Annotated in this window: 11 protein-coding genes; 7 read left to right on the top strand and 4 right to left on the bottom strand. The window is 72.7% G+C overall.

Annotated elements, in window-relative coordinates; translation table 11 throughout:
* Positions 1 to 1169 (bottom strand): histidine kinase (locus D8M29_RS04235; RefSeq protein WP_238693322.1); only part of this gene is annotated, 1169 nt, incomplete at its 3' end.
* 212 nt (positions 1170 to 1381) lie between these two features.
* Between D8M29_RS04235 and D8M29_RS04230 the strand changes: the two genes are divergently transcribed.
* The gene (locus tag D8M29_RS04230; protein ID WP_036339337.1) at positions 1382 to 1918 is read left to right on the top strand and encodes a hypothetical protein; all 537 of its coding nucleotides are present in this window, start codon (positions 1382 to 1384) and stop codon (positions 1916 to 1918) included.
* Between the two features lie 116 nt (positions 1919 to 2034).
* Here D8M29_RS04230 and clpB read toward each other — a convergent pair whose 3' ends face one another.
* A complete protein-coding gene (gene clpB, locus D8M29_RS04225) occupies positions 2035 to 4629 on the bottom strand; it encodes an ATP-dependent chaperone ClpB (protein ID WP_095347364.1) in 2595 nt (864 codons plus the stop codon).
* Positions 4630 to 4780: 151 nt separating this feature from the next.
* Here clpB and D8M29_RS04220 point away from each other — a divergent pair, with 151 nt between their 5' ends.
* A complete protein-coding gene (locus D8M29_RS04220) occupies positions 4781 to 5962 on the top strand; it encodes a YihY/virulence factor BrkB family protein (protein ID WP_069941133.1) in 1182 nt (393 codons plus the stop codon).
* Between the two features lie 4 nt (positions 5963 to 5966).
* On the opposite strand, the gene D8M29_RS04215 is transcribed toward D8M29_RS04220, so the two are convergent.
* Positions 5967 to 6668, bottom strand: a complete 702-nt coding sequence (locus D8M29_RS04215) for a hypothetical protein (RefSeq protein WP_238692753.1) — start codon at positions 6666 to 6668, stop codon at positions 5967 to 5969.
* A gap of 313 nt (positions 6669 to 6981) precedes the next feature.
* Here D8M29_RS04215 and D8M29_RS04210 point away from each other — a divergent pair, with 313 nt between their 5' ends.
* From D8M29_RS04210 to D8M29_RS04200, 3 genes are read left to right on the top strand one after another with little or no spacing between them, the layout of a single operon-like run.
* Positions 6982 to 7803, top strand: coding sequence for an ABC transporter substrate-binding protein (locus D8M29_RS04210; RefSeq protein WP_010080238.1), 822 nt, complete (start codon positions 6982 to 6984; stop codon positions 7801 to 7803).
* Complete coding sequence (locus D8M29_RS04205; RefSeq protein ID WP_052001180.1) at positions 7800 to 8630, top strand: amino acid ABC transporter permease; 831 nt, start codon at positions 7800 to 7802, stop codon at positions 8628 to 8630. The genes D8M29_RS04210 and D8M29_RS04205 overlap by 4 nt, the downstream gene beginning before the upstream one ends.
* Position 8631: 1 nt before the next feature.
* The gene (locus D8M29_RS04200; RefSeq protein ID WP_036339321.1) at positions 8632 to 9435 is read left to right on the top strand and encodes an amino acid ABC transporter ATP-binding protein; all 804 of its coding nucleotides are present in this window, start codon (positions 8632 to 8634) and stop codon (positions 9433 to 9435) included.
* A gap of 99 nt (positions 9436 to 9534) precedes the next feature.
* Here D8M29_RS04200 and D8M29_RS04195 read toward each other — a convergent pair whose 3' ends face one another.
* Positions 9535 to 10128, bottom strand: a complete 594-nt coding sequence (locus D8M29_RS04195; protein WP_095347365.1) for a hypothetical protein — start codon at positions 10126 to 10128, stop codon at positions 9535 to 9537.
* Between the two features lie 200 nt (positions 10129 to 10328).
* Between D8M29_RS04195 and D8M29_RS04190 the strand changes: the two genes are divergently transcribed.
* Entirely contained in the window at positions 10329 to 11075 is a 747-nt protein-coding gene (locus D8M29_RS04190; RefSeq protein ID WP_095347370.1) for a DedA family protein, read from the top strand.
* A 5-nt stretch (positions 11076 to 11080) separates the two neighbouring features.
* Positions 11081 to 12332 (top strand): hypothetical protein (locus tag D8M29_RS04185; protein ID WP_127445808.1); only part of this gene is annotated, 1252 nt, incomplete at its 3' end.

Below are 12332 nucleotides of genomic sequence, written 5' to 3'. Positions count from 1 at the left end.
TCCGGGCCGGCCGCGGTGAGCTCGATGCGGGCGCGGCCGGCCGAGGCGTGGCGCAGGATGTTCGTGGTGGCCTCGCGGACGGCCAGGCCGACCAGACGGCCGGCGACCGTACCGAGCGGGCCCAGGTGCGGGTCGGTGCCGACGTCGGTGGCGGTGCCGGCGGCGGTGAGCACCTCCTTCGCGTTGACCAGCTCGCGCTCGGCGGAGACCTCGCGGAGGTCGCGGACGAGGGCCCGGGTCTCGGCGAGCGCCTCCCGGGCCTGCTCGCGCACCTCGTGCAGCGAGACTCCGGCGTCCTCGGTCCGGCCCTTGGCCAGCAGGCGCTCGGCGAGCTCGGCCTTGAGTGCGATGACCTGCAGGTGGTGGCCCTGGACGTCGTGCAGGTCGGCGGCGAAGCGCAGCCGCTCGCGGGTGACGGCGAGGTCCGCGGCCTGACGCCGGGCGTTGTCGAGGCGCTGCATCAGCCTCCAGAACCAGACCGTGGGGACGATCATGCAGGCGGTGATCACGGACCAGACGAGGAAGCCGGCGGCCGTGTCGGCGGGCCCCGCAGGATCCTGGAGGACCGCCGCCGCCCCGAGGACGAGTGAGGCCGCCAAGCCGCCCCAGAGGACGGGACGCCGCCGGCACGGGTGCACCAGCAGGGCGAGGACGAGGGAAGACAGCCAGAGCGGCAGGGCCCACCACGTGCCCGTCCCCGTGAGCCCCAGCGCCGGAAAGACGGCACCGGCGAGCGCGAGCGGGACGGTGGGGCCGAACAGCCAGGCCAGGTCCCGCCGGCCGAACACCGGCCCCTCCGTCTCCTCGGGCGGCGGGGCCTGGAAGTGGCGGGCGACGTGCAGCTGGCCGACGACTCCGAGGACGTGGAGCAGGAGCAGGACCGCCAGTGCGACGACCTGCTCGGTGCGACCGGCCTCCAGGTGCTCCCGCAGGTGGGACAGCGGGCCGAACGCGGAGAAGCCGGCGATCACCAGGACACAGAGCAGGAAGCCGGTCCACGTGTACCACCACGCGCCGGTGAGGTCGCCGGAGTACGGGCCGGGGACGGTGGGTCCGGCCGACCCTGTGCCCGCGAGGCCGGCCGTGGGCAGGGCACCGGTCGGACGGCGCCCCGGTGCGACGGCCGGCGGGGCCGGGCGGCCGTCGTCGTGGTTCCCCTCGATCCTCATGGGCCTCACCCTACGGGCGTGACAACTGTCATTGCCCGCCGTGCGGAATTGCCCGGGCGGAGGTGACCGCACGGCACTTCTGAGGACGGGCGGCGGCCGGAAGGCTGGAGTCAGAGCTCGGGAGCCCGACCGGATCCCGGACGACGACGCCGGGGAACACGACGGTTTCCCGAACGAGAGCGCTGGAGAGGAACGTGGTCACGATGGACCTGATGAACACCGCACGCGAGTTCGTGATGGGGCTGCCCGACGGCCTGCAGGGCCTCGGCGTCTTCCTCGTCTCCTTCATCCCGTTCGTGGAGGGCGAGGGCGCCGGGCTGATCGGCGTCGTCGTCGGGGTGCACCCGTGGGTGGCCATCCCCGCCGCAGTGCTGGGCAACCTCCTCGCCGTCGCGCTCCTGGTCTACGCGGCCCACGGCGTGCGCTCCGCCGTCACGGCGCGTCGTGGGAGGGCCGCCGACACCGCGGTTCCGGCGACCGACCCCGGCACCCCGGTGGCCGATCACCACGTCCACCTGCACCGCCGATTCGAGACGTGGGGCGTGCCCGGGCTGAGCCTGCTCGGCCCCTGGTTCTTCATCCCCGGGCACGTCGCGGCCCCGGCCATGGTGTCCTTCGGGGCGAGCCGGAACCGCGTGATGGCATGGCAGGCCGTCGCCATCGTCCTCTACACGGCGCTGACGGCGTGCGTCGCCTTCGGCCTCGTGAGCTGGGCCGGGGTCCACGGCGCCGCGGTGGGGACCTTCTGACCCCCCACTCACAGATGCCGTCGGGGGCGGTTTCGGGTGGTATCCATCCTGGATACCACCCGAAACCGCCCCCGACGTGCCAGAGGGAGGAGGAACACGGTCCGTCGGACCCGGCGTCAGCCCTTCCGGGTCACGGTGAGGCCGTTCTCGCCCTCGACGCGGTCCACGACCACGGTGTCCCCGTCCGCGATCTCCCCGGCGAGGATGCCGCGGGCCAGACGGTCACCGATCTCGCGCTGCACCAGGCGGCGCAGGGGCCGGGCGCCGTAGGCCGGATCGAACCCAGTCTCAGCGAGCCACGCCTTGGCGGCGTCGGACACCTCAAGGGTGAGGCGGCGGTCCGTCAGGCGCGCCTGCAGGGACTCGACCTGCAGGTCCACGATCCGCGTCAACTCGGCCACGGTGAGCGCGTCGAACAGCACGATCTCGTCCAGGCGGTTGAGGAACTCGGGCTTGAACGCCCCGCGCACCACGGACATCACGGACTCGCGCTTGGCGGCCTCGTCCAGGGTCGGGTCCACGAGGAACTGCGAGCCCAGGTTCGAGGTCAGGATCAGGATCACGTTGCGGAAGTCCACGGTGCGGCCCTGGCCGTCGGTGAGGCGGCCGTCGTCGAGCACCTGGAGCAGGATGTCGAAGACCTCGGGATGGGCCTTCTCCACCTCGTCCAGCAGCACCACCGAGTACGGGCGACGCCGCACGGCCTCCGTGAGCTGGCCGCCCTCGTCGTAGCCGACGTAGCCCGGAGGGGCGCCGACCAGGCGGGAGACGGAGTGCTTCTCCGCGTACTCGGACATGTCGATCCGCACCATGGCGCGCTCGTCGTCGAAGAGGAACTCCGCGAGCGCCTTGGCGAGCTCGGTCTTGCCCACGCCCGTGGGGCCCAGGAACAGGAACGAGCCGGTGGGCCGATTCGGGTCCGCGATGCCGGCCCGCGAGCGGCGCACCGCGTCCGCGACGGCGACGACGGCGTCCCGCTGCCCGATCAGCCGCTCGCCGAGGTGCTCCTCCATGGTGAGCAGCTTCTCGGACTCGGCGGTGAGCATGCGGCCCGCGGGGATGCCGGTCCACGCGGAGACCACTTCGGCGATGTCGTCCGCCGTGACCTCCTCGGAGACCATCGGCTCGGTGCTCGAGCGGTCGGCCTCGCGGGCGGCGCGGTCCGCCTCCTCGAGCTGCTTCTCCAGCGCGGGGATCTCGCCGTACAGCAGGCGGGAGGCCTCGGCGAGGTCGCCGTCGCGCTGGGCCTTCTCGGCCAGCGAGCGCAGCTCGTCCACCTTGGCGCGCAGGTCACCGGCCTCGTTGAGGGTTGCCTTCTCCGCGTCCCAGCGGGCGGTGAGGGCGGTGAGCTCCTCCTCGCGGTCCGCCTTCTCGGCGCGCAGGGCCTCGAGCCGCTCGACGGATGCCGGGTCCGTCTCGCCTTCGAGGGCGAGCTCCTCCATGGTCAGGCGGTCCACCTGGCGGCGCAGGACGTCGATCTCCTCCGGGGCGGAGTCGATCTCCATGCGCAGGCGTGAGGCGGCCTCGTCCACGAGGTCGATGGCCTTGTCGGGCAGCTGGCGGCCGGTGATGTACCGGTGGGACAGCGTGGCCGCGGCCACGAGCGCGGAGTCGGCGATGGCCACCTTGTGGTGGGCCTCGTAGCGCTCCTTGAGCCCGCGCAGGATGGCGATCGTGTCGTCCACGCTGGGCTCGCCCACGAAGACCTGCTGGAAGCGGCGCTCCAGGGCGGGGTCCTTCTCGATGTTCTCGCGGTACTCGTCCAAGGTGGTCGCGCCGATCAGGCGCAGCTCGCCGCGGGCCAGCATGGGCTTGAGCATGTTGCCGGCGTCCATGGCGCCCTCGGACGCGCCCGCACCCACGACGGTGTGGATCTCGTCGATGAACGTGACGACCTGCCCCTCGGCGGCCTTGATCTCCTCGAGGACGGCCTTCAGGCGCTCCTCGAACTCGCCGCGGTACTTGGCGCCGGCGACCATGGCGCCCAGGTCCAGGCTGATCAGCGTCTTGCCGCGCAGGGACTCGGGGACGTCCCCGGCCACCATCCGCTGGGCCAGGCCCTCGACGACGGCGGTCTTGCCGACGCCGGGCTCGCCGATGAGCACGGGGTTGTTCTTGGTGCGGCGCGAGAGCACCTGCACCACGCGGCGGATCTCGGCGTCGCGGCCGATCACCGGGTCGAGCTTGCCGGAGCGGGCGAGCTCGGTGAGGTCCGTGCCGTACTTCTCCAGGGACTGGAAGGTGGTCTCCGGGTCCTGGGTGGTGACGCGGGAGTCGCCGCGCACCTGGGTGAGGGCGGCGGCGAGCGCCTCGAGGCTCGCCCCGTTCGAGCGCAGTGCCTCACCGGCCTCGCCCGGATCCGCGGCCACGCCGAGCAGCAGGTGCTCGGTGGAGACGAACTGGTCCGAGCGCTGCTCGGCCTGGGTGCGCGCGTTCTGCACGACCTGCAGGGCGGCGCGCGAGAGCTGCGCCTGGGCCACCGTGCTGCCCTGGGTGGAGGGCAGGCGCCGGATGGCCGAGGAGGCCGCCGTGGAGACGGCGTCGGGGTCGGCCCCGGCGGCCTTGAGGACGGCCACGGCGACGGACTCCCGCTGGTCCATCAGGGCCTTCAGCAGGTGGGCCGGCTCGATCTGGGGGTTGCCGGCGGTGGAGGCGTTCATGGCCGCGGCCGAGAGCGCCTCCTGGCTCTTGGTGGTGAACTTGGCATCCATGTGCGCCTCGCTCCTTCTCTCCCCCGTGTCCCGGGGGTGTCGGACAACCGTCGACGGCGGGCCATTCCCACCGCCGAGACAAAGTTGAGTCTATGTAGCTCAACTCCCCTCGTGCCAGGGCTATTCCCCCGCGCGCCGGTACGTTGGTGCCATGGCCGGCTCCACAGCGGCGCCCCGGCGCCTCCGCACGTACACCCGACCGCGGGTGTCCCTGCTGTACGTCCTGCGCCGCACCCTGCACCGGCTCTTCGAGCTGCAGGTCTGGGATGTGGCCGCCGCCATGACCTTCTTCGGGGCGCTGTCCCTGCTGCCCACCGTCGTCGCCCTGCTCTCCGTGGTCTCGCTGCTGGGCGTCGAGGAGGAGACCGTGGACGCCGCGGCGCACCTGGCCGCCGAGATCTGGCCGTCGCTGACGCCCGACGTCGTCCGCGAGTGGATCCTGACCCTCGGCTCGGCCGGGCCCGGCACCGGCGCTGTCGTCCTGGGGGCCGTCGGCACCGTGGTGTCCGCCTCGGGCGCCGTCGGCGCGTTCCACCGGGCCATGCACCGCATCCACGACACCCGCGAGGGCCGGCCCTTCCTCCACTTCCGCCTCGTGGTCTTCGTCGAGACGCTCGCCCTCATGCTCGGCGCCGTGCTGATCACGATCCTGGTGGTCGTCGGCGGGGACCTCTCCCAGCGCCTCGGCCAGGCCGTCGGCCTGCCGGAGGAGACGGTCCAGACGTGGAACGTGGTGAAGTGGCCGGTCATCCTCGTGGTGATCGCCCTCATCGTGACCCTCGCCTACCGCCTGGGGCCCAACGTCCGGCAGCCCCGCTACCGCCCGCTCTCGCTCGGCGCCGTGGCCGTGGTGGTCCTGCTCTTCGGCGCCACCGTGGCCCTGGGCTGGATCACGGACCGGTTCGGCCAGTTCGCCGTGGTCGGGCGGATCAACTCCGCGATCGGCGTGCTCGCCCTCGCGTGGGTGGCGTGCATCGTGCTGTTGGCCGGGGCCGCCTTCGACGCGGAGGTGCTGCGTGCCCGCCAGCTGGCCGTCGGCATCGACGCCTCCGTCGAGATCCAGCTGGCGACGCGGCACACCGCGGTGCTCGAGGACTTCGAACGGTACGAGGCCCGCATCCGCCGCCTGGCCCGGCTCGTGGCCGAGGCCGTGCGCGCCGGCGAGAGCCTCACGATCGAGGCCACACCCCTGCTCTCCGAGGAGGGGCGCCTCCTCGCGGTCGAGTCGGGAGGGCGAGGCCCGGAGGACGTCAGCTCGGGCAGCCCGTTCCACGCGGACCCGGTGTCCGACGACGGCGCCCGCCTCGAGCCGACGCCGCGGCCCGACGACTGAGAGGTCAGCGCTCCCGCTTCTCGAACGCCTCGACCTGGGCACGCAGCGTCTCGGCCGCGATCTCCTCGTCGAGGCCCACCATGCCGAGGTACACGAGCTCGTCCCCGTCCGTGACGCCACCGACGGTCATGGTGAACAAGGCCGTGTCCATGCCCGAGTTCCCCAGGGAGATGTGGACCGCGTCCGGCACGCCGGGCACCGTCGTGAAGGCCGCCTCGACGCCGTCCGGGTCGCCGAACGTGCCGCACGTGTCGGCCAGCTCGCCGAAGGGCTCCAGCAGATCGGTGCCGTCCTCGGTGACCGCGACCATGCCGAACGCCCCGGCCTGGGAACCGGCCAGGCCGGTGACCGCGGCCGGGTCCACCTCGTACTGGGCCAGCGCACCGCCGAGCCCGGGCGCCTGCTGCGTGTTGATCTGCTCGATGAGGTCCGCGCAGGCGCCCGTGGGGGTGACGCCCGTCAGGCTCAGACTCGTGCTGATCGGCTCACCCCCGCCGCCGGCCTGGGTCTCCATGTCCGTGAACACGCCGTCGGGCGCGGTCTGGGGCGTGAGCAGGACGTCCTCGAGCGCCTCCACACGCTCCTCCTGCTCGTCCGTGAGGTCCGAGCCGGCCCCCGTCGTGGCGGACTCGGACGCGTCGGCCGACGCGGAGGACGAGGCCTCGCCGCCGCCCCCGGCACAGCCGACGAGCGCGAGGGCGCCCACCGCGAGCAGGGACAGGGTGGCGACGGGGCGGGCGGGGGCGGCGGTGCGGAGGATGAGAGACCTCTCAGACCGGGTGACGACGATGTGACCAGCCTGGCAATCCCCACAGCGCGAGGCCAGCCTTCGTCTGCTGGGGCGGGCCGCGGCAGGGCCACCGGTCGATCGGCTCGCTCCGCGGCGACGAGTCGTCTCCCGGCGCCCGCGACGGGCCCGACGCACTACGATGACCACCAATCACGGCGGAACACGTCACTCTGCCGGCTCCCTCCGACCCGCACGCCCGTCCTCCCGACGGCGGCACAGAAGGCACTCCATGACCCGCATCCACTCCCGCCTCCTCGGCGCCGTGGGGCTCACCGCGTCGGCGGCGCTGCTCACCGGCTGCGCCGTCCTCGGCGGCGACGCCGGATCCGCCGGCATCGTGTCCGATGACGACCTGAGCACCTCGTACGGCCTCGTCCAGCCCGGCGTCCTGACGGTCTGCTCCGACATCCCCTACCCGCCCTTCGAGTTCGAGGAGAAGGGTGAGCTGACCGGCTACGACATCCAGCTGGTCGAGGCGGTGGCGGAGAAGCTGGGTCTCGGGGTGAACGTGATCGACTCCTCCTTCGAGGCGATCGAGTCGGGTGCCTCGCTCACCGGCTGCGACGTGAACGCCTCGTCGATCTCCATCACCGAGGCCCGCCAGCGCGTCATGGCCTTCACCCTCCCCTACCTCGACGACGACCTCGTCCTGGTCGCGAAGAAGGGCTCCGGCATCACCGACGTCGAGTCCGCGAAGGGCCGCCGGATCGGCGTGCAGGCCGCGACCACCGGCGACGAGTACGCCCAGCAGAACGGCCTGAGCCCCGTGCAGTTCGAGGACGGCGGCATGCAGATCCAGGCCCTCCAGGCCGGCACCGTGGACGCCGCCCTGGGCAACCAGTCCGTGCTGCTCTACTCGCTCAAGGACGACGATCGCTTCGAGGTGGTCGAGTCGCTGCCCACGGGCGAGCAGCTCGGCATGGCGGTCGGCCCGCAGAAGGCGCAGCTCGGCTCCGCCGTGAACCGCGCGCTGCAGGAGCTGCGCAACGACGGCACCGTGGCCGAGCTCCAGGAGCGCTGGTTCGGTCAGGCACAGGAGGACTACCGATGAGCACGCAGACCCCCGTCTCGCCCGCACCGGCCATGAAGCCCGGCCGTGCGCGCCGCCGTCGCCGGCTGTCCCTGATCATCCAGGCGGCCGTCTTCGTCCTCGCCCTCGTCGTCCTGGCCGTCCTCATCGACTGGGGCACGCTCGCCGAGAACGTCCTGAACTTCCCCGCCGTGGCCCCGATGTTCCCCAACGTGATCCTCGTGGGCCTGGGCAACACGCTGTTCTACACGGTCACCTCGTTCGTCGTCGGCCTCCTGGGCGGCATCGTGCTCGCGCTCATGCGCCTGAGCTCGTTCGGCCCGTACCGGTGGCTGGCCACCGCCTACGTCGAGTTCTTCCGCGGCGTCCCCGCGCTGCTGGTGTTCCTCGCCTTCGGCTACGGGGTGCCCTTTGCGTTCGGGGTGTCCTGGCCGATCCCCGTCGTCGTGATGGTGGCCCTGGGCATGGTCTCGGCCGCCTACATCGCCGAGACCCTGCGTGCCGGCCTGCAGGCCGTGCCCCGCGGCCAGATGGAGGCGGCCCGGTCCCTCGGCATGCCGACGTGGCGGGCCATGGTCACCATCGTGATCCCCCAGGCGTTCCGCATCGTGCTGCCGCCGCTCACCAATGAGGTCATCCTCCTGACCAAGGATTCCTCGCTGGTCTACGTGCTCGGCCTGGCCGCGCACGAGTACGAGCTCACCAAGTTCGGCCGCGACGGCATCTCCGCCCTCGACGCCGGCATGACGCCGATCCTCGTGGCCGGCCTGTTCTACCTCGTGATCACCGTGCCGCTGTCCCTGCTGGCCCGCCGGTTCGAGGCCCGTTCGACCAAGAAGGGGCACTGAGATGGCCCAGCAGAACCCCATCACCGGATCCTTCGGCGCGGTGGCCGCCGCGGACGCCGCCGGCGTGCATGTGGCCGGCCTCAACAAGTCCTTCGGCGCCAACCACGTGCTGCGCGGCATCGACCTCGAGGTCGCCCCTGGCGAGGTCGTGTGCCTGATCGGCCCGTCCGGCTCGGGCAAGTCCACCCTCCTGCGCTGCGTGAACCTGCTGGAGAAGCCCGACTCGGGCGTCGTCACGGTCGGTGAGTTCACGGTCACGGACGAGGACGTGGACCTGGACGTGCTGCGCCGCCACGTGGGCATGGTGTTCCAGCAGTTCAACCTGTTCCCGCACCTGTCCGTGCTGGAGAACTGCACCGTGGCCCAGCTCAAGGTGCTCAAGCGGGGCAAGGCCGAGGCGGCGGACATCGCCCGTCGGCAGCTGGCCCGCGTGGGCCTGGCCGAGCTCGAGGACCGCTACCCGGACCAGCTCTCCGGCGGCCAGCAGCAGCGCGTGGCGATCGCCCGTGCGCTGGCCATGGACCCGCAGCTGATGCTCTTCGACGAGCCCACCTCGGCCCTCGACCCCGAGACCGTCGGCGACGTCCTGGCGATCATGCGTCAGCTGGCCCGCGACGGCATGACCATGCTCGTGGTCACCCACGAGATGGGCTTCGCCCGTGAGGTGGCCGACCGGGTCGTGTTCATGGACGGCGGCGTCGTGGTGGAGGCCGGCCCGGCCGCCGCGGTGATCTCCGACCCCCAGCAGCCGCGCACCCAGGACTTCCTGCGCCGCGTGCTGCACCCCACCGAGATCGACCTCTGAGCCTGCCCACCCGCCGTGCCCCGGTGGGCGGGCGCATGCGTGAGGGGCCCCGCCTGGACCATGGTCCGGGCGGGGCCCCTCAGGCGTGCGGCGGGGGCGTCAGGCCTTCTTGCGCAGCTTCTTCAGCTCGTCACGGGCCTCGCGCAGCGCGGCGACCTGCTCCTCACGGGCGGCGTGGATCGCAGCGACCTTCTCGTCCTGGGCATCACGGATGGCCTGCACCTTGGCGTCGCGGGCGCCCTCGATGCGGGCGGCGCGCTTCTTGGCGGCCTTGCGACGCTTGCCGGGGCGGTTGGCCACGGAGTCGGCGGCGATGGCCAGGCCGGAGCCGACCAGGAAGATGTCCTTGGCGACGGCGGTGCCCTCCTGGGACGGACGCACGCCGTCCGCCTCGGTCATCTCCGGGGTGTTCAGGTACATCGAGAACAGGCCGCCGGAGAACGCGGTCAGGGCGGAGCCGGCGAGCCAGCCCGGGACGAACGGGGCCAGCAGGGCTGCGCCCACGCCGACCTCGGTGGTCACGAGGAACTTCTTGAACTGCTCCGGCGACAGGTTGGCCAGCGCGGGCAGGCCGCGGGCGCCCATGTCGCGCAGGCCCTGGGCCTGCTCCGCGGAGATGCCGCGCTTGTTCAGGCCGGAGTTCAGGATGAACGCGCCGGAGGCCAGGCGCAGCGGAATCTGGACGATGCTCATGGAGTCTTCCTTCCAGTAGGGCCCGCGGCACGCACGTGGAGTGGGGTGTGGCGCGAACGGTCGGTGAGCGGTCAGCGCCTCTGACACTACCAACGGCAGCCCGCTCCCGCCCGCCCGGAGGCGCGAGTGTGCGCGCAGAGCGGACGACGTCGGCGCCTCCACCACGTCGCGGAGGCGGTCGATGATGGACAATGGGGCGCATGCTCCCCCTCGTCGCACCCCTGACCGTGGCCGCCGCCGCGCCCACCGACTACGGCTGGCTCGGCAACATCGTCGTGGACATCATGGAGGCGGTCGGCCCGATCGGCGTCGGCCTGGCCGTCTTCGCGGAGAACATCTTCCCGCCCATCCCGTCCGAGGTGATCCTGCCCCTGGCCGGCTTCACCGCGGCCGGCGGCGCCTTCAGCCCGCATGCCGCGCTGGTCTGGGCGACGGTCGGCTCGATCGTCGGAGCGCTGGCCCTCTACGGCCTCGGCGCGTGGCTCGGCCGCCGCCGCATGTACCGCCTCGCGGACCGCATGCCGCTGGTGGACATGGAGGACGTGGCCAAGACCGAGCGCTGGTTCATCCGATACGGCTACTGGACCGTGTTCCTGGGCCGCATGGTCCCCGTGTTCCGCTCCCTGATCTCCATCCCCGCGGGCATCGAGCGGATGAACCTCGCGAAGTTCACCCTGTTCACGGCGCTGGGCTCCCTGATCTGGAACGCGATCTTCGTCTACGGCGGCTACGCGCTCGGGGAGCGGTTCCACGTCGTCTCCGAGTACGCGGACGTCTTCTCCAACATCGTCCTGGTCCTGATCCTGGCCTTCCTCGCGATCTGGGTGGTCCTGCGCCTGCGCCGTGACGCCCGCCGCCGGAACGACCCGGACTGGCGCCCGCCGACCGCGGATGAGATGGCCGCCCGCGTCGAGGCCATCCTGGAGTCCTCCGACCACCGGAAGTGAATCGCATGCACCCCGTCCTGCCCTCCCCCCGCCGTGGCCGCGCGGCCCTCGGCCTGGCCGCCGTCGCCCTGGTGGCGCTGAGCGCCTGTGCTCGCACCGAGCCGCAGCCCGAGCCTGCGCCCGCCACGACGGCGGCCTCCGCCCTGCCGTCCATGGACATGGCCCCGTTTACGCTCGAGGTCCCCTCGCACGACCTCGAGAGGGTGCCGGAGGCGAGCATCGCCGTGCTCGAGGGCGAGGACCCGGACCACCACGGGGCGTGGCTGCAGGTGCCCGGGGCGCCGGCCTGGACGGAGGCCATGGCCGGGGCCGTGCGCGCCCAGATCGACCAGTACCGCCGGGACACCGACCCCAGCGCGGACCCGCGCCTGGAGATCCAGCCGCAGCTCGCCGTCGTGGCCGAGGACATCGCCGCGGCCCGCCTGCTCGCCACGGAACGGCGCGGCACGGACTCCGTGTCCACCTCGCACGTGATCTGGTACTCGGCCCGCGAGGACCGCGTGCTCGAGACCGCCGATCTCTTCACCCCCGACGGCTGGGACGCGTTCCGCGCCGAGGTGCGCCAGCGCATGGCCAACGACCCGGACGTGATCGGCTCGCGCCTGGACTCGGCGGTCGACGCGCCGGAGCAGGTGGAGAACCGTCGCGTCTGGGACGCGGTGGTCTTCCTCCCGGACGGCAGCCTGATGCTCGAGGCGGACCAGGCGTCCATGGCGCCGGCCGCCGCGGGTGTGCTGACGGTGCGGATCCCCCGGGACACGGCAGCCCCCTGGCTGTCCGACCTGGGCCACGTCGCCGCGGACGCCGCCTCCGCCCCCGCCGACCTGCGTCTGCCGGACCGCTCCACCCCGACCCTCGAGGAGCAGCAGCCGGAGCCCGAGACGTCCTCGCGGACGCAGGAGGCCACCGACGCACCCGTGCCGCCCCCGTCCGCACCCGCCGACACGGCGGCCCCGACGCCCAGCGCGACCACCCCGGTGCCGAGCAGCACGGTGCCGAGCAGCACGGCCCCGTCCTCCTCGGTCCCCACGTCCACCGGCTCGGCCACGCCGTCCTCCCCGACGTCGCCCGCCAGCTCGTCCTCGCCGTCGGGCACGGGATCCGGCAGTCCGACGCCGAGCACCCCCGACCCGTCGCCGACCTCCGCGACGCCGACCCCCACGTCCCCGAGCCCGTCCGGTCCGTCCACGAGCGCGCCGGCCACGGCCCCCGCGCCGGACCCGACCGAGTCCGCGCCCGAGCCGACCGCCACGACGG

Origin of the sequence: Micrococcus sp. HSID17227 (assembly GCF_003989405.1) — a bacterium.
GTDB lineage: Bacteria > Actinomycetota > Actinomycetes > Actinomycetales > Micrococcaceae > Micrococcus > Micrococcus luteus.
This window is presented reverse-complemented; position numbering and strand designations above follow the sequence as displayed.

Excerpts from the sequence above, each read along its gene's own strand:
- D8M29_RS04205 (WP_052001180.1), top strand. The coding sequence starts at position 7,800 with ATGAGCACGCAGACCCCCGTCTCGCCCGCACCGGCCATGAAGCCCGGC.
- D8M29_RS04210 (WP_010080238.1), top strand. The coding sequence starts at position 6,982 with ATGACCCGCATCCACTCCCGCCTCCTCGGCGCCGTGGGGCTCACCGCG.
- D8M29_RS04190 (WP_095347370.1), top strand. The coding sequence starts at position 10,329 with ATGCTCCCCCTCGTCGCACCCCTGACCGTGGCCGCCGCCGCGCCCACC.
- D8M29_RS04195 (WP_095347365.1), bottom strand. The coding sequence starts at position 10,128 with ATGAGCATCGTCCAGATTCCGCTGCGCCTGGCCTCCGGCGCGTTCATC.
- D8M29_RS04230 (WP_036339337.1), top strand. The coding sequence starts at position 1,382 with ATGAACACCGCACGCGAGTTCGTGATGGGGCTGCCCGACGGCCTGCAG.
- clpB (WP_095347364.1), bottom strand. The coding sequence starts at position 4,629 with ATGGATGCCAAGTTCACCACCAAGAGCCAGGAGGCGCTCTCGGCCGCG.
- D8M29_RS04220 (WP_069941133.1), top strand. The coding sequence starts at position 4,781 with ATGGCCGGCTCCACAGCGGCGCCCCGGCGCCTCCGCACGTACACCCGA.
- D8M29_RS04200 (WP_036339321.1), top strand. The coding sequence starts at position 8,632 with ATGGCCCAGCAGAACCCCATCACCGGATCCTTCGGCGCGGTGGCCGCC.